22 protein-coding genes are annotated in these 22,038 nt (G+C 68.8%); 18 read left to right on the forward strand and 4 right to left on the reverse strand.

Annotated features, from left to right (window positions below):
• Window position 1: 1 nt before the first annotated feature.
• Window positions 2–844, reverse strand: a complete 843-nt coding sequence (locus G6N67_RS21915; RefSeq protein ID WP_036434358.1) for a dienelactone hydrolase family protein — start codon at window positions 842–844, stop codon at window positions 2–4.
• Window positions 845–968: 124 nt separating this feature from the next.
• Between G6N67_RS21915 and glmS the strand changes: the two genes are divergently transcribed.
• Together glmS and G6N67_RS21925 are read left to right on the forward strand one after the other, a co-directional pair.
• Window positions 969–2,834 carry a glutamine--fructose-6-phosphate transaminase (isomerizing) gene (gene glmS / locus G6N67_RS21920; RefSeq protein ID WP_036428939.1) on the forward strand — a complete coding sequence of 622 codons (1,866 nt, stop codon included), beginning with the start codon at window positions 969–971 and terminating at the stop codon, window positions 2,832–2,834.
• Between the two features lie 29 nt (window positions 2,835–2,863).
• On the forward strand, window positions 2,864–3,802 hold the full coding sequence (locus G6N67_RS21925) for an alpha/beta fold hydrolase (protein ID WP_036428938.1): 939 nt from the start codon (window positions 2,864–2,866) through the stop codon (window positions 3,800–3,802).
• Between the two features lie 62 nt (window positions 3,803–3,864).
• Here the strand turns inward: G6N67_RS21925 and G6N67_RS21930 are convergent, their stop codons facing one another.
• Window positions 3,865–4,785 carry a DMT family transporter gene (locus tag G6N67_RS21930; protein WP_036434355.1) on the reverse strand — a complete coding sequence of 307 codons (921 nt, stop codon included), beginning with the start codon at window positions 4,783–4,785 and terminating at the stop codon, window positions 3,865–3,867.
• A gap of 58 nt (window positions 4,786–4,843) precedes the next feature.
• Here G6N67_RS21930 and pdxR point away from each other — a divergent pair, with 58 nt between their 5' ends.
• The 11 genes from pdxR (at window position 4,844) to groL (ending at window position 15,615) form a co-directional block, all read left to right on the forward strand.
• Entirely contained in the window at window positions 4,844–6,262 is a 1,419-nt protein-coding gene (gene pdxR / locus G6N67_RS21935; protein ID WP_036434353.1) for a MocR-like pyridoxine biosynthesis transcription factor PdxR, read from the forward strand.
• A gap of 57 nt (window positions 6,263–6,319) precedes the next feature.
• Complete coding sequence (locus G6N67_RS21940; RefSeq protein WP_036428937.1) at window positions 6,320–7,732, forward strand: NAD(P)H-hydrate dehydratase; 1,413 nt, start codon at window positions 6,320–6,322, stop codon at window positions 7,730–7,732.
• Window positions 7,733–7,749: 17 nt separating this feature from the next.
• Window positions 7,750–9,135, forward strand: coding sequence for a glutamate decarboxylase (locus G6N67_RS21945; RefSeq protein ID WP_036428936.1), 1,386 nt, complete (start codon window positions 7,750–7,752; stop codon window positions 9,133–9,135).
• A 38-nt stretch (window positions 9,136–9,173) separates the two neighbouring features.
• The gene (gene alr / locus G6N67_RS21950; RefSeq protein WP_036434351.1) at window positions 9,174–10,337 is read left to right on the forward strand and encodes an alanine racemase; all 1,164 of its coding nucleotides are present in this window, start codon (window positions 9,174–9,176) and stop codon (window positions 10,335–10,337) included.
• A gap of 55 nt (window positions 10,338–10,392) precedes the next feature.
• The gene (tsaE, locus tag G6N67_RS21955; protein ID WP_036428935.1) at window positions 10,393–10,860 is read left to right on the forward strand and encodes a tRNA (adenosine(37)-N6)-threonylcarbamoyltransferase complex ATPase subunit type 1 TsaE; all 468 of its coding nucleotides are present in this window, start codon (window positions 10,393–10,395) and stop codon (window positions 10,858–10,860) included.
• Window positions 10,857–11,477: a tRNA (adenosine(37)-N6)-threonylcarbamoyltransferase complex dimerization subunit type 1 TsaB gene (gene tsaB, locus G6N67_RS21960; protein ID WP_036428933.1), complete on the forward strand. Its 621-nt coding sequence runs from the start codon at window positions 10,857–10,859 to the stop codon at window positions 11,475–11,477. The genes tsaE and tsaB overlap by 4 nt, the downstream gene beginning before the upstream one ends.
• Window positions 11,474–11,941: a ribosomal protein S18-alanine N-acetyltransferase gene (gene rimI / locus G6N67_RS21965; RefSeq protein ID WP_036428931.1), complete on the forward strand. Its 468-nt coding sequence runs from the start codon at window positions 11,474–11,476 to the stop codon at window positions 11,939–11,941. Before tsaB ends, rimI begins: the two co-directional genes overlap by 4 nt.
• On the forward strand, window positions 11,938–12,960 hold the full coding sequence (tsaD, locus tag G6N67_RS21970) for a tRNA (adenosine(37)-N6)-threonylcarbamoyltransferase complex transferase subunit TsaD (RefSeq protein WP_036428929.1): 1,023 nt from the start codon (window positions 11,938–11,940) through the stop codon (window positions 12,958–12,960). Before rimI ends, tsaD begins: the two co-directional genes overlap by 4 nt.
• Window positions 12,957–13,448 carry a nuclear transport factor 2 family protein gene (locus G6N67_RS21975; protein ID WP_036428928.1) on the forward strand — a complete coding sequence of 164 codons (492 nt, stop codon included), beginning with the start codon at window positions 12,957–12,959 and terminating at the stop codon, window positions 13,446–13,448. The genes tsaD and G6N67_RS21975 overlap by 4 nt, the downstream gene beginning before the upstream one ends.
• Window positions 13,449–13,607: 159 nt before the next feature.
• Complete coding sequence (gene groES, locus G6N67_RS21980) at window positions 13,608–13,910, forward strand: co-chaperone GroES (protein ID WP_003892970.1); 303 nt, start codon at window positions 13,608–13,610, stop codon at window positions 13,908–13,910.
• A gap of 85 nt (window positions 13,911–13,995) precedes the next feature.
• Window positions 13,996–15,615 (forward strand): chaperonin GroEL, encoded by a 1,620-nt coding sequence (gene groL / locus G6N67_RS21985; protein WP_036428926.1) that lies wholly within the window; start codon window positions 13,996–13,998, stop codon window positions 15,613–15,615.
• Between the two features lie 63 nt (window positions 15,616–15,678).
• Here the strand turns inward: groL and G6N67_RS21990 are convergent, their stop codons facing one another.
• A complete protein-coding gene (locus tag G6N67_RS21990; protein WP_036428925.1) occupies window positions 15,679–16,530 on the reverse strand; it encodes a hypothetical protein in 852 nt (283 codons plus the stop codon).
• Window positions 16,531–16,540: 10 nt separating this feature from the next.
• On the opposite strand from G6N67_RS21990, the gene G6N67_RS21995 reads away from it, so the two are divergent.
• Window positions 16,541–16,750 carry a hypothetical protein gene (locus tag G6N67_RS21995; RefSeq protein ID WP_036428923.1) on the forward strand — a complete coding sequence of 70 codons (210 nt, stop codon included), beginning with the start codon at window positions 16,541–16,543 and terminating at the stop codon, window positions 16,748–16,750.
• Window positions 16,751–17,250: 500 nt separating this feature from the next.
• Here G6N67_RS21995 and G6N67_RS22000 read toward each other — a convergent pair whose 3' ends face one another.
• Complete coding sequence (locus G6N67_RS22000; RefSeq protein WP_036434349.1) at window positions 17,251–17,916, reverse strand: DUF6891 domain-containing protein; 666 nt, start codon at window positions 17,914–17,916, stop codon at window positions 17,251–17,253.
• A 150-nt stretch (window positions 17,917–18,066) separates the two neighbouring features.
• Here G6N67_RS22000 and G6N67_RS22005 point away from each other — a divergent pair, with 150 nt between their 5' ends.
• The 4 genes from G6N67_RS22005 (at window position 18,067) to G6N67_RS22020 (ending at window position 22,032) form a co-directional block, all read left to right on the forward strand.
• Window positions 18,067–19,509: an FAD-binding oxidoreductase gene (locus G6N67_RS22005; RefSeq protein WP_036428915.1), complete on the forward strand. Its 1,443-nt coding sequence runs from the start codon at window positions 18,067–18,069 to the stop codon at window positions 19,507–19,509.
• A 40-nt stretch (window positions 19,510–19,549) separates the two neighbouring features.
• Window positions 19,550–20,140, forward strand: coding sequence for an HD domain-containing protein (locus G6N67_RS22010; protein WP_036428913.1), 591 nt, complete (start codon window positions 19,550–19,552; stop codon window positions 20,138–20,140).
• Between the two features lie 81 nt (window positions 20,141–20,221).
• A complete protein-coding gene (locus G6N67_RS22015; protein WP_036428912.1) occupies window positions 20,222–21,256 on the forward strand; it encodes a zinc-dependent alcohol dehydrogenase family protein in 1,035 nt (344 codons plus the stop codon).
• Window positions 21,253–22,032 carry an enoyl-CoA hydratase gene (locus G6N67_RS22020; protein WP_036428910.1) on the forward strand — a complete coding sequence of 260 codons (780 nt, stop codon included), beginning with the start codon at window positions 21,253–21,255 and terminating at the stop codon, window positions 22,030–22,032. Before G6N67_RS22015 ends, G6N67_RS22020 begins: the two co-directional genes overlap by 4 nt.
• The last annotated feature ends 6 nt before the right edge of the window (window positions 22,033–22,038 follow it).

Below are 22,038 nucleotides of genomic sequence, written 5' to 3' on the forward strand. Positions count from 1 at the left end.
CTCAGGGTTTGAGCAGCGCGACGACCTTGTCCTCGAGCGCGACCGGGTCGGCGTTCGGGTCGGGGGTCTCGGTGCGGGGGAGTTGCACCTCGGGGTCCGCGAAGTCGCGGTAGGTCTTGTCGCCGGCCAGCGTGGCGAGCAGGTATCCGGTGAGCAGTCCCCGCACGAGCTTCTGGGTGTCGCGGTCAGCGCCGGGCAGCCCGACGACGCGGGCCAGCCGACGTCCTTCGATCAGGCCGCCCGCCTTGGCCTTGGAGACCGTGCGCAGTGTCGCGCGGTCCCACACCCGGCTCAGCTCGACGGCATTGGACCGCAGTGTCATGGGGTCACCGGGGGCCGTCAGCACCAATCCTGGCACGTCCAGCGACGCAGCCGGCTGTTCGGCCGCCGGCTTGGTGACCGTCGGGAACAGCGCGACGACGGCCTTCGGCTTGTTCGGCATGCCTGCGGCGGTGAACACGGCCGCCGACCCACCGAATCCGTGGCCGACCACGCCGCGCTTGGTCGGATGGACACTGATCTTGCCGGGTCCGAGGCGTACGCCGCTGACGATGTCGAGGGTGGCGCCCAGGTCGAAGGCGAAGTTCAGCACCGACGGCGCCAGGCCCCTCTCGGTGTCGGGTGCGGCGGCGACTATGCCCCACGAGGCCAGGTGCTCGAGGGTCTTCCCGTACCGGTCGGCGCGCGTCAGCCAGTCATGGCCGAACGCGATGCCGGGGAGGTTCAGCCCGGATTCCGGGGTGTACACCACACCGGGAACGCCGGCGAATGCCAGGTCACCGCGCAGCACACGGTGTGGTCCCCGGCGGGTCAGAGCAGCGAGGAGCTTCTTCGTGCTGGCCACCCGATGACGGTAGCCCACCGGCATCACATTCGTCCGCTGCGGTGCAGGCCAACGGCTGTGTCGCGGTCCGGGCGGGCCCCGCGCGCGGTTTCTCACCCCTCGCCCTGCACTACCCTGGTGGACTATGTGTGGAATCGTCGGCTACGTCGGGGCGCGCCCGGCCCGCGACATCGTGGTCGACGCGCTGCGCCGGATGGAATACCGCGGCTACGACTCTGCCGGTATCGCCCTGATCGACGGCCAAGGTGGGTTGACGGTGCGTCGCCGCGCCGGCCGGCTGGCCAACCTGGAATCCGCGCTCGCCGAGACCGACGACGCCGTGCTGACGGGTGCGACCGGCCTAGGCCATACCCGCTGGGCCACTCACGGCAGGCCCACCGACCGCAACGCGCATCCCCATCGCGATGCCGCGGGCAAGATCGCCGTCGTTCACAACGGCATCATCGAGAACTTCGCGGCGCTGCGGGCCGAGCTCGAGGCGGCCGGAGTCGAGTTCGCCAGCGACACTGACACCGAGGTCGCCGTGCACCTGGTGGCCCGGCAGTACACCCACGGTGACACCGCGGGCGATTTCCCGGCGTCTGTCCTGGCGGTGCTGCGCCGCCTTGAGGGCCACTTCACATTGGTGTTCGCCAACGCCGACGACCCGGGCACCATCGTGGCGGCCCGCCGGTCCACGCCGCTGGTGCTCGGCATCGGCGAGGGCGAGATGTTCCTCGGCAGCGACGTCGCCGCGTTCATCGAGCACACCCGCCACGCGGTCGAGCTCGGTCAGGACCAGGCCGTGGTGCTCACCGCCGACGGCTACCGGATCAGCGACTTCCACGGCAACACCGACGTGGATTACCGCGAATTCCACATCGACTGGGATCTGAGCGCCGCCGAAAAAGGTGGCTACGACTACTTCATGCTCAAGGAGATCGCGGAGCAGCCGGCCGCGGTGGCCGACACGCTGCTGGGGCATTTCGTCGACGGCCGCATCGTGCTCGACGAGCAGCGCCTGTCCGATCAGGAACTCCGCGAGATCGACAAGGTCTTCATCGTGGCGTGCGGCACGGCCTACCACTCGGGCCTGCTGGCCAAGTACGCGATCGAGCACTGGACCCGCCTGCCTGTCGAGGTCGAGCTGGCCAGCGAGTTCCGGTACCGCGACCCGGTGCTGGACCGCAGCACGCTGGTGATCGCGATCTCGCAGTCCGGCGAGACCGCCGACACGCTCGAGGCCGTGCGGCACGCCAAGACCCAGAAGGCCAAGGTGCTGGCGATCTGCAACACCAACGGCAGCCAGATTCCGCGTGAGGCCGACGCTGTGCTCTACACGCGGGCCGGGCCGGAGATCGGGGTGGCGGCCACCAAGACGTTCCTGGCGCAGATCGCGGCCAACTACCTCGTGGGGCTGGCGCTGGCCCAGGCGCGTGGCACCAAGTACCCCGACGAGGTGCAACGCGAGTATCGCGAGCTGGAGTCCATGCCGGATCTGGTGACGCGCGTGCTGGCAGGCATCGAACCGGTGGCGCAGTTGGCGCAGCGGTTCGCGAAGTCGCCCACGGTGCTGTTCCTGGGCCGCCATGTGGGCTACCCGGTGGCGCTGGAGGGTGCGCTCAAGCTCAAAGAGCTCGCCTACATGCACGCGGAGGGCTTCGCGGCGGGCGAGCTCAAGCACGGGCCCATCGCGCTGATCGACGAAGACCTGCCGGTCATCGTGGTGATGCCCTCGCCCAAGAACGCGCAGATGCTGCACGCCAAGCTGCTGTCCAACATCCGCGAGATCCAGGCGCGCGGTGCCATCACCATCGTGATCGCCGAGGAAGGCGACGACACGGTCCGGCCCTACGCCGATCACCTGATCGAAGTGCCTGCGGTGTCAACGCTTTTCCAGCCGCTGCTGTCCACCATTCCGTTGCAGGTGTTCGCGGCCGGGGTGGCCCGGGCGCGGGGGTACGACGTCGACAAGCCACGCAACCTGGCCAAGTCGGTCACCGTCGAATAGCTCTTGTCCACATTCGGGGCCCCGGACTGATGGATCTTGACATTCCCGAGGTCAACTTCAGCGAGCGGTGGAGCCGCGGCGGGGTGGGCGGCTTCGTCGGGCGCTGCGCCTTCGAGCATTATCTGAGTGCCTACCGCGACGGTATGGCGCAGCTGCCCGAGTTCGAGATCTGCGACGTGCCGACCTCGTTCGGCACCGTGCGGGCCTACCGTTTCGCCGGGCGGCACGAAGGCGTGCCCGTACTGCTGTTGCCGGGGCGCAACGCCGCGACGCCGATGTATCGGACGAATCTGGCGGCGTTGCTGACGCACCGCACGGTGTATTGCATCGACCTGCTCGGTGAAGCCGGATTGTCCGTGCAGCACAAGGAGATCCGGTCCGCAGCCGATCAGGCGCGGTGGCTCACGGAGGCGCTGGTCGGTCTTGAGTTCGACCGTGTCCATCTGCTGGGCGTGTCGATCGGCGGCTGGACGGCGGTCAACTGCGCGGTGCACCATCCCGACCGGATCGCGTCGTTGACCTTGCTGGATCCGGTGTTCACGTTCGCGCGGATACCGCTCAAGACGATGTTCGCGTCGATACTCATGTACGCACCGGGCGTGCCCGAGACGCGGCGGCGCCGCGTGCTGAGCTGGATCTCGGGCGGCTCCGATGTCGACACCGCCGACGTAGAGGCAACGCTGATCTCGGCCGGGTCAAAGGATTTCGCACTGCGCACACCGATGCCGCGGCTCTTCACCGACGCGCAACTGCGCTCGCTCGCGGTGCCGGTTCTCGCGTTGCTCGCGGGCCGCAGTGTGATGCTCGATCCGGACCGGGCGGCGGCGCGTGCCCGGAACCTGTTGCCCCACGGCGAGATCGAGGTGTGGCCGCAGGCCTCGCATGCGATCAACGGCGAATACCCGGCCGAGATCGCCCAGCGCGCTGCCGGGTTCTGGGACGGGGTCGACGGTTACCGTCGAACCTGAGCTTGTGTGCGAGATTTCGGCCAGAGTTCGTACACAAGCTCAGGTTCGGCGCCGCGAGCAGTTCAAACGGGTTGCCGGGGTTTCGCCGCAGGCGTATCGCGTGACGTTCCGTGGTCAGGCCGAGGTTTAGCGCCAAGCCCCAGCGCCAGCCCGCACGCGATCAACGCGATGCCCGTCCATACCGGCGCCGCGGGCAGCGCCCCGGTGAGCGGAATCCCGATGACGGCGGCGGCGACCGGCGCCACGCCCGTCAGCAGGCCGGCGCGTCCGGCGCCCAGATGCCGCACGCACGTGTACCAGAGGATGAACGCCAGCGCGGTGACCCCGAGCGCCAGATAGCCGATCGCCAGCAGCTCACCGGCGTCGAAAGTGGTTGCCGCGCGCCATCCTTCGGTGCTCACACCCAGGATGGCGAACATGACGGCGGCCATCCAGGTGGTGTGCACCGAGACGCCTGCCGGCCCGTGAGACCCGAGAACGGGCACTGCCAGCAGGGTGAAGCCTGCCTCGCATGCGAACACCACCAGCGCCCACAGCAGTCCTGTGCCGTCGGCGTCACCGAGCCCTTCGACCACGATCGCGCCCACGCTCACCACGATCGCCGCGACCAGCACCCGGGTGGTCGGGCGGCGTCCCTCCAGGAGCGGCCCGACGGTCGCCAACGCCACCGGGACACAAGCCACCGCCACCGCGAGCACCGCGGGTTCGGCATGCTGCGAGCCGTGCACCAGCGCGACGTTGAACAACACCAGGCCGCTCGCGGTGACACCCGCCAGCCACAGCCACTCGGCACCGCGGGGGCGGCGTAGCGGCTGGCTGGTCATGCGCACCCATCCGAGTAGCAGCGCGCACGCGACGGCATAGCGCAGCGCCTGTCCGGTGTGCAGTGGCGCGTCGGCGAGGGCACTCGAGACTGCGACACTGCCGCCGACGAACGTCATGCCGAGAGCGCCGGACAGGGCCGCGCGGGTAGTACTGGACATGAAACCCATGCTGGCGGCACGATGGTCCAACAAACAGCACCAAGTATGGATACATCAAGTGGACCAAATCTCGTTCGGGGCCGACTTCCTGCTGCTCGACCCGGCAGCGGCGCCGGCGCGGGGACTGACCGGGTGGCTCACCGACGCGTTCCGCGCCGCAATCGCCGACGGGCGGCTGGCCACCGGCACCCGGCTGCCCGCCACCCGCGTGCTGGCCGGCGAGCTCGGGATATCCCGTGGCGTGGTCGTGGAGGCGTACCGCAGGATCGCCGATGAAGGTCTGATCAGCGGGCGCTCGGGTGGCGGCACGGTGGTGCTCGAGCGTCCCGCGCCCGCCGCCGTGCGCACACCCCAGCGCTTCGACACGCACCGCCTCCCACGGCCGCGGCTGCCCGCCGGGGCAGGCATCGACCTCTCACCCGGGGTGCCCGATCTCTCGGCTTTTCCACGCAGCACGTGGTTGCGCGCCGAACGCGCGGTGCTCTCGGAGGCGTCGCCGGAAGATCTCGGTTATGGCGATCCGCGTGGGCATCCGCGGCTGCGCGCCGCCCTCGCGCCGTGGTTGGCACGCACGCGCGGGCTGCGGGTCGATCCCGACGAGATCCTCATCGTGGCGGGCGTCGCACAGGCCGTCGCCCTGCTGGCGCAACAGCTGCGCCGCGACGGCATCGATGAGATCGCGGTCGAGGAGCCGGGCTCGCGCGGTGCCGTCGAGGAACTCGAGTACTGGGGTCTTCGCCCCGTGCCGGTGCCGGTGGACGACGACGGCATCCGAGTGGACGCCCTCGCGGCGTGCGGCGCACGGGCCGCGTTCCTGACTCCCGCGCACCAGTTTCCGACGGGCGTGGTGCTCGGCCCGCAACGGCGCCGTGAACTGCTGACATGGGACGCCGAATTGGTGATCGAAGACGACTACGACGCCGAGTACCGCTATGACCGTGCACCGGTTCCGGCGCTGCACCCTGCCGCGCCAGACCGCATCGCCTACACCGGCAGCACGTCGAAGAGTCTCGCGCCCGCGCTGCGAATCGGCTGGCTGGTGGCGCCCCGGAACCGCTTCGCCGACCTGGTGGCCGCCAAACACGCGACCGACCTGGGCAGCCCGACCGTGCCGCAACTGGTGCTGGCGCGAATGCTGGAATCGGGCGATTACGACCGGCATGTCCGGCTGGTCCGCAGCCGGCATCGGGCCAGGCGCGACGCATTGCTCGCAGCGTTACCGGGTCTGGCGGTGAGTGGGGTAGCGGCCGGGCTGCACCTGCTGGTCACCCTGCCGCCCGGGACGGACGACGCAGCGCTCGCGGATGAGCTGCGCGCCGCAGGCGTCCTGGTACATCCGTTGTCGTGGCATCAGCGGCTGCCCGGTCCGCCGGGGTTGGTGCTCGGCTACGCGTCACACCCGCCGGACCGCTTGCGCGCGGCGGGCGCCGTGATCGCGCGGGTCGTCGGCCACGCCAGGACCGAATCCCTGACCTAGCCCCACCGACTCGCGTAACCTGTTGGCGCACGGTCAAGTCGACGGGAATGAGAGTTGATGCGGCACTACTACTCTGCCGATGCGATCCGTGAAGCCGAGGCGCCGCTGCTGGCCGCGTTGCCCGACGGCGCGTTGATGCGCCGCGCCGCTTTCGGGCTCGCCACCGCGATCGGCCGCGAACTCAAGGCCCGCACCGGCGGTATCGCCGGTCGGCGCGTATGCGCAGTGGTGGGCTCCGGCGACAACGGCGGCGACGCCTTGTGGGCGGCAACATTTCTGCGCCGCAGGGGAGCGGCGGCCGATGCTGTGCTGCTCAATCCCGAACGCACTCACGCCGCGGCGCTGGCCGCGTTCCGGCGCGCGGGCGGTGCGGTGGTGCAAAATATCCCGGCGACAACGGATCTGGTGATCGACGGCGTGGTCGGGATTTCCGGTCGTGGTCCACTGCGGGCAAATGCCGCCGCAGTGTTCGAGTCCAGTGCCGCACCCGTCGTCGCGGTCGACATTCCCAGCGGCGTCGACGTGCACACGGGAACAGCAGACGGCCCGCACGTGCACGCCGCGCTCACCGTGACCTTCGGCGGACTCAAGCCCGTGCACGCACTCGGTGAGTGTGGACGCGTCGAGCTCGTCGACATCGGCCTGGATCTGCCTCCGACCGATCTGCTCGGTTTCGACGCCGCCGATGTCCGGGCTCGCTGGCCCGTTCCGGGACCGCACGACGACAAGTACACCCAGGGCGTCACGGGTGTGCTGTCCGGCTCGGCGACCTATCCGGGCGCGGCGGTGCTGAGCACGGGCGCCGCGGTGGCCGCGACATCTGGCATGGTCCGCTACGCGGGAAGTGCTGCACAGCAGGTGCTTTCACACTGGCCCGAGGTGATCGCATCCCACGATGCCGAATCCGCGGGCCGCGTGCAGGCCTGGGTGGTGGGGCCCGGCCTCGGCACCGACGAGACCGCGGCCGAAGCGCTGCGGTTCGCGCTGGGCACCGACCTGCCGGTACTCGTCGATGCCGATGCGTTGACCCTGCTGGCCGCCGATCCGGACCTGGTGGCCGAGCGTTCCGCACCAACCGTGCTCACCCCGCATGCCGGTGAGTACCAGCGCGTGGCAGGCGAGCCCGTCGGCGACGATCGCGTCTCCGCGGCCCGTGGGCTGGCCGCGCGGCTCGGCGTCACGGTGCTGCTCAAGGGGAACGTCACGGTCATCGCCGAACCCGGTGGCACGGCCTACCTCAACCCGGCCGGGCAGTCCTGGGCCGCGACCGCAGGCTCGGGTGACGTGCTGTCAGGGGTCATCGGCGCTCTGCTGGCAGCGGGTCTTCCGCCGGGCGAGGCCGCCGCTGCCGGCGCCTTCGTCCATGCGCGCGCGGCCAACCTGTCAGCGGCCGATCCCGGTCCGCGCCCGGCACCCACCTCGGCGTCGCGCATCCTCGCTCATGTCCGCAACGCAATCGCGGCTCTGTAAACCACGAAAGGATCGTCATGGCGCGCAAGCACTCTCATGGCCAGCACATCGCACCCGCCTATACCGGGAGGCTGGCCATGGCCCCGGTGCCCTCGCTGCGTCTGCCGGACGAGGCGATGGATCCGGCCGCGGCCTACCGGTTCATCCACGACGAGTTGATGCTCGACGGCAGCTCGCGGCTCAACCTCGCGACGTTCGTCACCACCTGGATGGACGAAGAGGCCGAGAAGCTCATGGCCGAGACCTTCGACAAGAACATGATCGACAAGGACGAGTACCCGGCGACGGCCGCGATCGAGCAGCGCTGTGTGTGCATGGTGGCCGATCTCTTCCATGCCGAGGATCTGCGCGACGACGATCCGGCCAGCGCCGTCGGAGTCTCCACGATCGGCTCGAGCGAGGCCGTCATGCTCGCCGGGCTTGCGCTCAAATGGCGTTGGCGCGAGAAAGTTGGTGACGGCTGGAAGGGACGCACCCCGAACCTCGTGATGGGCTCCAACGTCCAGGTGGTGTGGGAGAAGTTCTGCCGTTACTTCGATGTCGAGCCGCGGTATCTGCCGATGGAGGAGGGGCGTTACGTCATCACGCCCGAACAGGTGCTGGCCAACGTCGACGAGGACACCATCGGTGTGGTCGCCATCCTGGGCACGACGTTCACCGGCGAACTCGAGCCCATCGCCGAAATCTGTGCCGCACTCGACGATTTGGCGGGCCAGGACGGGAAGCTCGATGTGCCGGTGCACGTGGACGCGGCCAGTGGCGGCTTTGTGGTGCCGTTCCTGCATCCCGATCTGGAGTGGGATTTCCGGTTGCCGCGCGTGGTGTCGATCAACGTCAGCGGCCACAAGTACGGGTTGACCTATCCGGGTATCGGCTTCGTGGTGTGGCGCAGCAAGGAGCACCTGCCCGAGGATCTGGTGTTCCGGGTCAACTACCTCGGTGGCGACATGCCGACGTTCACGCTCAACTTCTCCCGGCCCGGCAACCAGGTGGTGGGGCAGTACTACAACTTCCTGCGGCTTGGCCGGGCCGGCTACAGCCAGGTGATGCAATGCCTGTCGCAGACCGCGCGCTGGCTCGGTGACGAACTCCGCGACAGTGAACACTTCGAGATCATCTCGGACGGTTCGGCCATCCCGGTGGTCAGCTTCCGGCTCAAGGGAAACCCCGGATACACCGAGTTCGATGTGTCCGCGGCGCTGCGCGGGTTCGGCTGGCAGGTGCCCGCCTACACCATGCCGGACAACGCCAACGACGTCGTCGTGCTGCGGGTGGTGGTCCGCGAGGGCTTCTCGGCGGACCTGGCCAGGGCGCTCAAGGACGACACCATCACCGCGCTCAAGCACCTTGACGACCTCAAGCCCGGTGGGTACTTCGACAGGGAGCAGCCCTTCACGCACTGAGGTCGACCTCTGGGACAATGGTCGGCGGAGACATGAGCATGCAGACAACCGAACTCACGACAGCGCTGACCCCACACGCATCGGCGCAGGCTGTGGTGGATCTCGCAGCGATCGACCACAACGTACGCGTGCTGCGCGAGCACGCCGGGTCGGCGGCGGTCATGGCCGTGGTCAAAGCCGACGGCTACGGCCACGGCGCCGTGCCGGTGGCCCGGGCCGCCCTCGCCGCCGGGGCGGCCGAGATCGGTGTCGCGACCATCCCCGAGGCACTGGCCTTGCGCGCCGCGGGCATCTCCGCGCCGCTGCTGGCCTGGTTGCACCCGCCCGGCACCGATTTCGCGCCCGCGGTGAACGCCGATGTCGAGGTCGCGTTGTCGTCGCGCCGCCAGCTCGACGAGCTCTTGACGGCCGTGGCGAGCACGGGCCGCACCGCGACCGTGACCGTCAAGGTCGATACCGGATTGAGCCGCAACGGTGTCAGCGCCGCCGATTACCCGGCGATGCTCGACGCGCTCGGCCGCGCCCAGGCCGACGGCGCCATCCTGCTGCACGGCATCATGAGCCATCTGGTGCACGGTGACGATCCGGACAATCCGTTCAACGATCTGCAGGCGCAGCGGCTCGTCGCGATGCGAGATCACGCCCGCAGCCAGAAGGTGCCACTGGAGGTGGCGCATCTGGCCAACTCGCCCGCCGCGATGACCCGGCCGGACCTCGCGTTCGACATGGTTCGGCCAGGTATCGCCGTGTACGGTCTCAGCCCGATCCCGGAGCGCGGCGACCTGGGGCTCCGGCCCGCGATGACGCTGAAATGCCCTGTCGCGCTGGTGCGTTCGGTACGCGCGGGTGACGGTGTGTCGTACGGGCACCTGTGGATCGCCGACCATGACACCACCCTGGCGCTGTTGCCGATCGGGTATGCCGACGGCGTGTACCGCGCCCTCAGCGGGCGCATCGACGTGCTGATCAACGGTCGCCGTCGCCGCGCGGTCGGGCGGGTCTGCATGGACCAGTTCGTCGTCGACCTCGGCCCCGACGCCTCTGACGTCAGCGAGGGTGACGACGCCATCCTGTTCGGACCGGGCACGCACGGGGAGCCGACCGCGCAAGACTGGGCGGATCTGCTCGACACCATCCACTACGAGGTGGTCACGAGCCCGCGCGGCCGGGTGACCCGCACGTATCTGCCGGGTCCGCGTTGACCCCGGTGGAATACTCGGGGGTCGTGGCAGGGCAGCGATCGGCGGGTTCACCCGCATGACGGAACGCTTGGGCGGCACCGCCGAACTGGCGACCGCCGAGGACACCATCGCGCTGGGCGCCACCCTCGGACAGGGCTTGCGCGCGGGCGACGTGGTGGTGCTGTCAGGGCCCTTGGGCGCCGGAAAGACGGTGCTGGCCAAGGGAATCGCGCAAGCGATGGACGTCGACGGCCCGGTGGTCTCACCGACTTTCGTGTTGGCCAGGGTGCACCGCGCCCGCCGGCCGGGACGGCCCGCCATGGTGCACGTGGACATGTACCGGCTGCTCGACCATCCCGGGGCCGATCTGCTCGGGGAACTCGATGCGCTCGACCTCGACACCGATCTCGAAGACGCGGTCGTGGTCGTCGAGTGGGGTGAGGGCCTGGCCGAGCGGCTCTCCGATCACCACCTCGACATCCGCATCGAGCGCGATTCGCGCACCGAGGTCCGCACCGTGACCTGGCAGTGGAGCCAGCCATGATCCTGACGATCGATACCGCGACACCGGCCGTGAGCGCCGGGGTGGTCAGCCGTGCCGACGGATTCGTCACCACGCTCGCCGAACGGGTCACGGTCGATGCCCGGGCCCACGCCGAGCAGCTGACCCCCAATGTGCTCGGGGCGTTGTCGGATGCCGGGATCGTCGTCGACGACCTGCAAGCCGTCGTCGTGGGGTGCGGGCCAGGTCCGTTCACCGGGCTGCGGGTCGGCATGGCCAGTGCTGCGGCATTCGGCCATGCGCTGGGCATTCCGGTGCACGGGGTGTGCAGCCTCGATGCCATCGGCATCCAGACGCGGGGCGACGTCCTCGTGGTGACCGATGCGCGTCGTCGCGAGGTGTACTGGGCGCGGTACCGCGACGGCGTGCGCGTGCACGGTCCGGCCGTGAACACTCCCGCCGATGTGCCTGCGGATGCCGCCGCGGTGGCCGGCTCGCCCGAGCACGCAGCCCTGTTCGAGCTGCCTCGCGTCGACGCGGTGTATCCGAACCCGGCCGGTCTGGTGGCCGTGGTCGCCGATTGGGATGCCCCGGCGCCGCTCGTTCCCCTGTATCTGCGCCGGCCGGACGCCAAACCGCCTGCCGCGGTGCGGAAATGACCGAGATCGAGTACGGTCCCCTGACCCGAGCCGACGCGGCCCGGTGCGCCGAGTTGGAGATGCAGTTGTTCGGCGGCGACGACCCGTGGCCGGCCCGGGCGTTCCTCGCCGAGCTCGCAGCGAAACACAATCACTACCTCGCGGCGCGCAGCGACGGTCGCGTGGTCGGCTACGCCGGGATCTCCCGGCTGGGACGAGTCCGGCCGTACGAGTACGAGATTCACACGATCGGGGTCGACCCGGATTTCCAGGGGCACGGTATCGGCCGCCGGCTACTCGCCGGGATGCTCGAGTTCGCCGCGGGTGGAACGGTTTTCCTCGAGGTGCGGACCGACAACGTGCCCGCGATCAAGCTGTACGAGAGCGTCGGATTTGTCAACATCGGTCTGCGCAAACGCTATTACCGCGCGAGCGGTGCAGACGCCTACACCATGCGACGTGTTGCCGAGGGAGCCCAGACATGATCATCCTGGCGATCGAAAGCTCGTGTGACGAGACCGGTGTCGGCATCGCCGAGCTCGCGGGCGACGGCACGGTGACCCTGCTGGCCGACGAGGTCGCGTCGAGCGTCGACGAGCACGCCCGGTTCGGCGGCGTCGTACCCGAGATAGCCTCCCGGGCGCATCTGGAGGCGCTGGGGCCGACGATGCGCCGGGCGCTGGACGCCGCGGGCATCGAGCGGCCCGACGTCGTCGCCGCGACCATCGGACCGGGCCTGGCCGGTGCGCTGCTGGTCGGGGTGGCCGCGGCCAAGGCGTACGCCGCGGGGTGGAACGTGCCGTTCTACGCGGTCAACCACCTCGGCGGGCATCTGGCCGCCGATGTCTACGACCACGGTCCGCTGCCCGAGAGCGTGGGGCTGCTGGTCTCGGGTGGGCACACGCACCTGCTGCATGTGCGCTCGCTGGGGGAGCCGATCGTGGAGCTGGGCAGCACGGTCGACGACGCCGCGGGCGAGGCCTACGACAAGATCGCGCGCCTGCTGGGGCTCGGCTACCCGGGCGGCAAGGTGCTCGACGATCTGGCCCGCACGGGGGACCGCTCTGCCATCGTCTTTCCGCGCGGGATGACGGGGCCGCGTGACGATCCGTACGCGTTCAGCTTCTCCGGCCTGAAGACCGCGGTCGCGCGGTATGTCGAGGCGCACCCCGAGGCGTCCCAGGCCGATGTGGCGGCGGGGTTCCAGGAAGCGGTCGCCGACGTGCTCACGGCCAAGGCCGTGCGAGCCGCGACCGATCTCGGGGTGTCCACGCTCTTGATCGCCGGGGGCGTGGCGGCCAACTCCCGGCTGCGTGAGCTGGCCGAGGAACGGTGTGCGGCCGCAGGTTTGACGTTGCGGGTGCCGCGGCCGCGGTTGTGTACCGACAACGGCGCGATGATCGCGTCGTTCGCGGCACACCTGATCGCCGCCGGTGCGGCCCCGTCGCCGCTGGACGCCGCGAGTGATCCGGGGCTGCCCGTGGTGCGGGGCCAGGTCGCGTGAGCGGCTCCGACAAGGCGGCGGTCACCGAACTGCTGTACCGCTACGCCGAACTCGTCGATGCGGGCGATTTCGACGGCGTCGGGCGGTTGCTGGCCAGGGCCACGTTCGGCGGCACCGCGTCGCCGTCCACGTCGGGTGCGGAGAAGATCGCGAAGTTGTTCGGGATGTCCACCCGCCGGTATCCCGAGCACGGCAACACGCCACGCACCCGGCACCTGGTGCTCAACCCCATCGTGGATGTCGACGGCGACCATGCGACGGCTCGGTCGACGTTCGTGGTGGTCCAGAGCGTCCCCGAAGGCCCGGTGCCTGTTCCTTTACAGCCCATCGTCGTCGGGCGGTACTACGACACGTTCGGCCGGGACGCCGACGGCTGGCACTTCACCGAGCGCAAGGTCGACGTGGAGATGGTCGGGGACATCTCGGCGCATCTCATGGTGGATCCGAGCGCCTACGACACAAGAGCACGGTCCGACCTTGAGTGCTAGCACTCGCATGTATAGAGTGCTAGGTGGCACGCGGCCAACCCCAGCGCCGGCACCCGCGACGACGGAGCGAGGGCACGGACGCATGCCGAACACCTGGAAAAACCCGAGGATCCCGGAGCACACCGGGATTCAAGACCCCAACAAGTGGAGGGCTCCATCGTGGCGAGCGTGAACATCAAGCCACTCGAGGACAAGATCCTCGTTCAGGCCAACGAGGCCGAGACCACGACCGCTTCCGGTCTGGTCATCCCCGACACCGCCAAGGAGAAGCCGCAGGAAGGCACCGTCGTCGCAGTTGGCCCCGGCCGCTGGGATGAGGACGGCGAGAAGCGGATCCCCCTGGACGTTGCCGAGGGCGACACCGTCATCTACAGCAAGTACGGCGGCACCGAGATCAAGTACAACGGCGAGGAGTACCTGATCCTGTCGGCCCGCGACGTGCTGGCTGTCGTCTCCAAGTAATCACTCGTGTAACCGCCCCGGAGATCCCCGTATCCGTACGGGTGGTGTCCGGGGCGGTACACGTTACGAGTCATGAAAGAGACTTATGAGCAAGCAGATTGAATTCAACGAAACTGCGCGCCGGGCCATGGAGGCCGGTGTCGACAAGCTCGCCGACGCCGTCAAGGTGACCCTGGGCCCGCGCGGCCGCTACGTCGTTCTGGCCAAGGCCTTCGGCGGCCCGCAGGTGACCAACGACGGTGTCACCGTCGCGCGTGAGATCGACTTGGAAGACCCGTTCGAGAACCTGGGTGCCCAGCTGGTCAAGTCGGTGGCCACCAAGACCAACGACGTCGCAGGCGACGGCACCACCACTGCGACCGTGCTGGCACAGGCGCTGGTCAAGGGCGGCCTGCGCTCTGTCGCGGCGGGAGCCAACCCCATTGCGCTGGGATCGGGTATCAACAAGGCTGCCGACGCCGTCAGCGAGGCCCTGCTCGCGGCCGCCAAGCCGGTGTCCGACAAGACCGCCATCGCCCAGGTCGCCACGGTGTCCTCGCGTGATGAGCAGATCGGTGAGCTGGTCGGCGAGGCCATGACCAAGGTCGGGCACGACGGTGTGGTGACCGTCGAGGAGTCCTCGACGCTGAACACCGAGCTGGAGATCACCGAAGGCGTCGGGTTCGACAAGGGCTTCATCTCGGCCTACTTCGTCACCGACTTCGACCTGCAGGAAGCGGTGCTCGAAGACGCCGTGGTGCTGCTGCACCGCGACAAGATCAGCTCGCTGCCCGACCTGCTGCCGCTGCTGGAGAAGGTCGCCGAGGCCGGCAAGCCGCTGCTGATCGTCGCCGAGGACGTCGAGGGTGAGGCGCTGTCGACGCTCGTCGTCAACGCCATCCGCAAGACGCTCAAGGCCGTCGCCGTCAAGGCGCCGTTCTTCGGTGACCGTCGCAAGGCGTTCCTGGAGGATCTCGCCATCGTGACCGGCGCACAGGTCGTCAACCCCGACGTGGGTCTGGCGCTGCGTGAGGTCGGCCTCGAGGTGCTGGGCTCGGCACGGCGCGTCGTGGTCAACAAGGACAGCACCGTGATCGTCGACGGTGGCGGCTCCAAGGATGCCGTGGCCGATCGCGTCAAGCAGCTCAAGTCCGAGATCGAGACCACCGACTCAGACTGGGACCGCGAGAAGCTGCAGGAGCGGCTGGCCAAGCTGGCCGGCGGCGTTGCGGTGATCAAGGTCGGTGCGGCCACCGAGACCGATCTCAAGAAGCGCAAGGAAGCGGTCGAGGACGCCGTCGCGGCGGCCAAGGCTGCGGTCGAAGAGGGCATCGTCACCGGCGGGGGCGCCGCACTGGTCCAGGCCCGCGCGGCGCTGGACAAGCTGCGCGGCGAGGTCAAGGGCGACGAGGCCATCGGTGTCGAGGTGTTCTCGTCGGCACTGTCGGCCCCGCTGTACTGGATCGCCACCAACGCGGGCCTCGACGGCTCGGTCGTGGTGAACAAGGTCAGCGAGTTGGGCAACGGGCAGGGCTTCAACGCCGCCACGCTGTCCTACGGCGACCTGGTCGCCGAGGGCATCGTCGACCCGGCCAAGGTGACCCGCTCCGCGGTGCTCAACGCGGCGTCGGTGGCCCGGATGATCCTGACGACCGAGACGGCCGTCGTGGACAAGCCTGCCGAGGAAGAAGACCACGGCCACGGCCACCACGGTCACGCTCACTGATCTAGTTACCCAAAAGTGCCCCAAATCGGTTGATTTGGGGCACTTTTGCGTGGTCTGGCAGGTCTACGCGACGCGCTCGATGTGCCGGGTGGTGCGGTCGGCGGCCGCGGTGCGGTGATGGATCGAGACCAACGATCCACTGCGTACGACGCCGATGGGCCCTGGCCGCATGAAACGGGCCAAATCCGGGGTGAGCAGCGCGATTCCGGCGCTGGACTGGCGGTAGCCGATCCGCACGCCGACCGCGCCGAAGGAGACCAGGCCGCCCAGGCCCGGCAACGCCGCGTACACCAGGGCCCAGATCGACACCGTCACCGCGACCGCGGTGACCGCGTCCGCGATCAGGCCGGTCACCGAGTGGCCTGAGCGCATTGCCGCGATGAATGCCGGGGCGGCGGCCTGCGGCTGCAACGCGGCGGCCAACAACGTGATCCCGCCGTCCACCTCGATGCTTCGGTAAATGGTTGGCGCGGCGCTGACGGCGCCTGGTGCGCCAACCGGTACGGACGAGGGCGCGATCAGGTTCAGCAGCACGACGTTCGGGGTGGTGGACAAGAGAAGGGCGCGGTAGCTCGCCACAGTGGGTGTGGCCCAGGAGATGCCGAGCGCGGCGCGGATATCCGCGGGGAGTTGCAAAATGGCGTCGACGAGGTTGATGGCCGTCGTCGCCAACGTCCGCAACAGGTAGGCGATCGCGTACTGCAAGGTCGGCGCCGCAGCCTCGGTGACCGCGACGCTGTTGGTGGTGACGACGTCGGATGTAACGGTTTCGGTCGTCGCGGAGGTCGACAGCGTGGTCGACTCGGCGGTGTCGGATTCAGTCGGTGCATCCGACGTCGCCGAATCGCTGCCCGAGGTGGTGGTCGACGAGGTCTCGTCGCCTTGAGCGGACAGGCTGCTGGTCTGGTTCTGCACACCCGTCGTAGTGGCTGGATCGTCCGAACTCGCGCTGGTGGTGTCTGTGCTGTCCGAGGTGGACGTGGAGGTGTTCGTCTGTGCGGAGAGTGTGGAGCTGGGGCCTGTCCCCGACACGGTGGTGGTCGTGACGTTGTGGTCCGTGCTGGACAGATCCTCCGACGCTGCGCCGGCCGAGGAGGTGGTGTCGGTGCTGTCCGAGCTGGACGCGGATGTGTAGGTCTGCGCGGAGACTGTGGAACTGGGTTGGTCGGCGCCTGTAGCGGTGGTGGTCGTGATGTTGTGATCCGTGGTGGTCGTCGCGTCACTGCCAGAACTGCTGGAGCTCTCCTCACTGGCACCTGACGTGGAATCGCTCTCGGAATCCGCGGCGGCAATCGCGCCGCTCATGGCGGTCATGGTGAGTGCGGCCGTCATCAGACACACAGCGGCAAAGCGGCAGCTACGGCTGATGATCATGAACGTCTCCTCGCACCGGAGCTGTGGTGTTAGCTGCTGATAGCGAGGATCGGGTGTGACTTAACTAACAGCAAGCTCAATATGCGACCAGGGTGCGAACTTTGTCAACAGGCACTATTGTGTCCGCAACTTTTCGCAATTTGCGGACACGTCAGAATCGGATCCGGGTCGGCAAAGAAAGTGTGCCGAGCAGACGTAAATGTGCCCCAAATCGCTTGATTCGGGGCACATTTACGTCTGCTCGCGAGGGGCGGGGCGTCCTCAGCTCTCGATCGGCGCGTACCAGTCGGCGTTGGTGAGCAGCACCCGAGTTCCGAGATCGCGGTTCCACTCCGGCTCGATGCCGTGGCGGCGCACGATCGGGAACACGATCTCGTCGAGCATCCGCACCACGTCGCCGAAGTACAGATCCTGCTTCGCCTGATCGCTCAGCCGGTTGTAGGCCTCCTCATCGAAGTCCTCGGGCTCGAACGCTCCGTACCCGATGTAGGTCGCGCCGTCCTCGATCAGGCGGTCGGTGTCCTGGCTGTGGAAGTAGACGAAGCCGCTCCAGTGCCTGCTGTCGTCGCGCTCGTCGCCGATCTCGGCGGATGTGCAGGTTCCGCAGCACGAGAAGTCCGCGCGGGCGATCACGCCGTTGGCGTTCAGCTCCTCGAAGGCCGCGTGCGTGCGCGACCGGTACTCGCCGATCTCGGTCTGCTGACGCAGCCTGGCCTCGCGCAATGCGGCAAAGGCGACCGTGAGCTGATCTTCGGTGAGTTCGTAGTCCTCGGCGTAGATCTCGAGGAACTCCTCGACGTCGTCGTTGCCCGTGACCAGCATGCCCCAGATCTCGGAGGCGAGGGTCGCACGGTCCTCCTCGTCCAGGGGCAGCTCAGGGAGTGCGGCGTAGTCGGGGATTGCGTTGGGGTTCGACGGTGCGCTCACGCAGTGGCCTCCAGGTGTGCTGTCAGGGACCGGGCGGTCGCCCGGGCGGTGGCGATCGTAACGTCGGCTGTGCGAATCGGTATCGGACCGATACCGCGACACGTCGTGCGCCACGGCGGTTTCCGCGCCGGGCAGGCCCACAATTCGGACATGACGGTACCGCGTGGGATCTCCCGTCAGACCTTCCTGCGCGGCGCGGTAGGAGCGTTGGCCGCCGGTGCGGTGCTCGGGACGAACCGGGCACATGCCGAACCTGCGGCCTCCGGTTGGGGTGACCTCTCCGCCGCCATCAGGGGCCCGGTGGTACTGCCGGACAACGGTCAATTCGGCTCCGCCAAGGCGGTTTTCAACACCAACTTCAACGACCTGGCACCGGCCGCGGTCGTCGCTCCCACGTCGGCTTCGGAGGTGCAGAAGGCGATGGCTTTCGCTGCCGCCCACAACCTCAAGGTCGCTGCACGCGGTGGCGGGCACTCCTACGTGGGCGCGTCGACGGCGACCGGCGCCCTGGTGCTCGACCTACGGCAACTGCCCGGCGACATCCACTACGACGCCGCGACCGGGTACGTCACGGTGACGCCCGCGACCGGGCTGTATGCGATTCACGAGGTGCTGGCCGGCGCCGGCCGGGGAATCCCGACGGGAACCTGCCCGACGGTCGGCGCGGCCGGGCATGCCCTGGGCGGCGGGCTCGGCGCGCAGTCCCGGCACGCGGGGTTGATGTGCGATCAACTGGTCTCGGCAACGGTGGTGCTGCCCGGTGGCGCGGGTGTCACCGCATCAGCCAACGAGCATCCCGATCTGTTCTGGGCGTTGCGCGGTGGTGGCGGCGGCAACTTCGGCGTGACGACCGCGCTGACCTTCGCCACCTTTCCCGCCGGCGACGTGGATGCCGTGAGCCTCGATTTCCCGCTGCAGGCCTTCGCGCAGGTTCTGGTCGGGTGGCAGAACTGGTTGCGGACCGCCGACCGCAACAGCTGGGCCCTGGCCGACACCATCACCGACCCCGGCGGCGCGCACTGCCGCATCCTGGCGACCTGCCCGGCCGGATCAGGGGACGCCGTCGCGGCTGCCGTCACCAGAACGGTGGGATTGCAGCCGATGGGCGTGGACAAGCACACCTTCGATTACCTGGACCTGGTGCGATACCTGGCGGTCAACAACCTCAACCCGTCGCCGCTGGGCTACGTCGGCGGATCCGACGTCTTCACGTCGATCACCCCGGCCGTCGCCCAGGGGATCGCCGCGGCGTTCAATGCCTTTCCGAACGGGGCCGGTCGTCCGCTGGTGATCATGCACACCCTCGACGGCGCGCTCGCCACCGTCGGGCCGGGCGACACCGCCTTCCCGTGGCGGCGGCAATCCGCGCTCGTGCAGTGGTACGTCGAGACCTCCGGTTCCCCGGCGGCAGCGGCCCGCTGGCTCAACACCGCTCACCAGGCCGTCGCGCCATATTCGGTCGGCGGCTACGTGAACTATCTCGAAGCGAACCAACCGGCGTCGCGGTACTTCGGAGCCAATCTCTCCCGGCTGGCTGCCGTCCGGCAGAAGTACGACCCGGGCCGGATCATGTTCTCGGGTCTGAACTTCTGATGCGGGAAGCGCCGGCTGACCGGACAGCGTTGTCTCCATCATGACGAACAAGGCGTTTCCCCAGACCGCGGCGGCCACCGCCGCACTGGCGGTGGCTACCCGCTTCTACCCGCCGGCGCTGCTCAACCACTGCGTGCGGTCGTATCTGTGGGGCGTGAGGTACGCCGCGGCGCACGGCATCGCATTCGACGACGAGCTCTATTACGTCTCGGCGATGCTGCACGACATCGCCCTCACCGACCCGTTCGACAGCCACCGGGTGGCGTTCGAGGAAGCGGGCGGGGAGCTGGCGTGGGTGTTCGGGGTGGCGGCCGGTTGGCCGGCGGACCGGGCCGCCCGAGCGACGGAGATCATCGTGGAGCACATGCGCGCCGACGTCTCCGCGGACGCTGATCCCGAGTCCCACCTCCTGCAGGTTGCCACCGCCTGGGACGTCGCCGGACGACGCCCCGAGGAGTTCCCGCCCGAGGTCAGGGCCGAGATCCTCGCGGGCTATCCCCGGCAGGGATTCGGCAACGAGTTCCTGGCCTGCTTCGAAGACCAGGCGCGGCGCAAACCGGACGGTGCCGCGGCCGCTTCGGTTGCCAACAACGGCGCCGAGCGCATCAGGGCCAACCCGCTCGACTCGTAGCTTCGCTGCACGCGTCGACCGTCGGCCCCCTAGCCTCGAGACGATGGGTCAGTCTCCGTTGGACGAGCGAGGGAACCGAGCATGCGAGCAACCGTGATGTACCAGGCCGGCGACGTGCGGGTGGAGGACGTGCCCGACCCGACTTTGCGAGAACCGACCGACGCCATCGTGCGGATCACCCGCGCCTGCATCTGCGGCAGCGATCTGTGGCCGTACCAGTCCATGCCACACAAGGAGGGTGGCCGCCGGATGGGCCACGAGTTCATCGGTGTGGTCGAGGACGTCGGCGCCGACGTGTCCGGGCTCGGCCGCGGCGACGTCGTGGTGGCGCCTTTCGTGTGGGCCGACAACACGTGCGACTTCTGCCGTGAGGGCCTGCAGAACTCGTGCCGTCATGGCGGCGGGTGGGGTGCGCCCGGCGTCGATGCCGGCCAGGGTGAGGCCGTGCGTGTTCCGCAAGCCCAGGGCACGCTCGTGAAGCTGCCCGTCGCCGAGGACTCGGCGTTGATGCCGTCCCTGCTGACCCTGTCCGACGTGTTCTGTACCGGCCACCACGGCGTGGTGACGGCCGGCGTGCGGCCGGGAACCTCCGTCACGGTGATCGGGGACGGCGCGGTGGGATTGTGCGCGGTGCTGGCCGCCAAACGGCTGGGTGCCGAGCAGATCATCCTGAACGGCCGCCACACGGTGCGGACCGACCTCGGGCGGGAGTTCGGCGCGACCGACGTCGTGGCCGAACGTGGCGACGAAGCCGTCGAGAAGATCCGCGAACTCACCGGCGGTGACGGCACCCACGCTGTCATCGAATGCGTCGGGACCGAGCCGTCACTTGCCACGGCCCTCGACGCGGTCCGTGCAGGGGGCCGCGTCAGCCGGTTGGGGGTATCGCAATACACCGAGGTGCCAATGGGTTTCGGCACGTTCTTCCGGAACGTCACCCTCACCGGTGGCGTCGCGCCCGCCCGTGCCTACATCGAGGAACTCATGCCCGACGTGCTCGACGGCACCATCGAACCCGGCCGGGTCTTCGACCGCACCATCGGGCTCGACGAGACACCGGACGGGTACCGCGCCATGGCCGACCGCAAGGCGCTCAAGGTGTTGATCGAGCCATGACCTTGCTGCTGCACGAGCGCGACGACCGCGGCGTCGTCACGCTGACGCTCAACCGCCCGCAGGCGTTCAACGCGCTGTCCGAGGACATGCTCGCGGCGCTCGGTGACGCCATTTCCGCTCTGGCCCAGGATGATTCGGTGCGCGCCGTGGTGCTCGGAGCATCCGGCAAGGCGTTCTGTGCCGGCCACGACCTCAAGGAGATGCGGGCCGAGCCGTCCCTCGAGTATTACCAGCGGTTGTTCGCGCAGTGCACCGAGGTGATGTTGTCGATCCAGCGCCTACCCGTGCCGGTGATCGCGCGGGTTCACGGCCTCGCCACCGCGGCCGGGTGTCAGCTGGTCGCGATGTGTGATCTCGCGGTGGCGAGCCACGACGCGCGCTTCGCGGTCAGCGGCGTCAACGTCGGATTGTTCTGCGCGACACCGGCAGTGGCGTTGTCGCGCAACGTGCCTCGCAAACCCGCGTTCGAGATGCTGGTCACCGGCGAATTCATCTCAGCAGCACAGGCACACGCGCTGGGTCTGGTCAACAGGGTCGCGGCGCCGGAGGCGCTCGACGACGAGATCGAGGCGATGGTCGCGAGCATCGTCGCCAAGCCGGCGGTCGCCGTTGCCATGGGAAAGGCGTTGTTCTACCGGCAGCTCGAGGTCGGTATCGAGGCGGCCTACGACGACGCCGGTGCCACCATGGCCTGCAACATGGTGGATCCGAGCGCACTCGAAGGCGTTCAGGCGTTCATCGAGAAGCGCAAGCCGCAATGGGCGGCGCCGGTGTAGCGATCG

This window comes from Mycolicibacterium mageritense, from assembly GCF_010727475.1.
Taxonomy (GTDB): domain Bacteria; phylum Actinomycetota; class Actinomycetes; order Mycobacteriales; family Mycobacteriaceae; genus Mycobacterium; species Mycobacterium mageritense.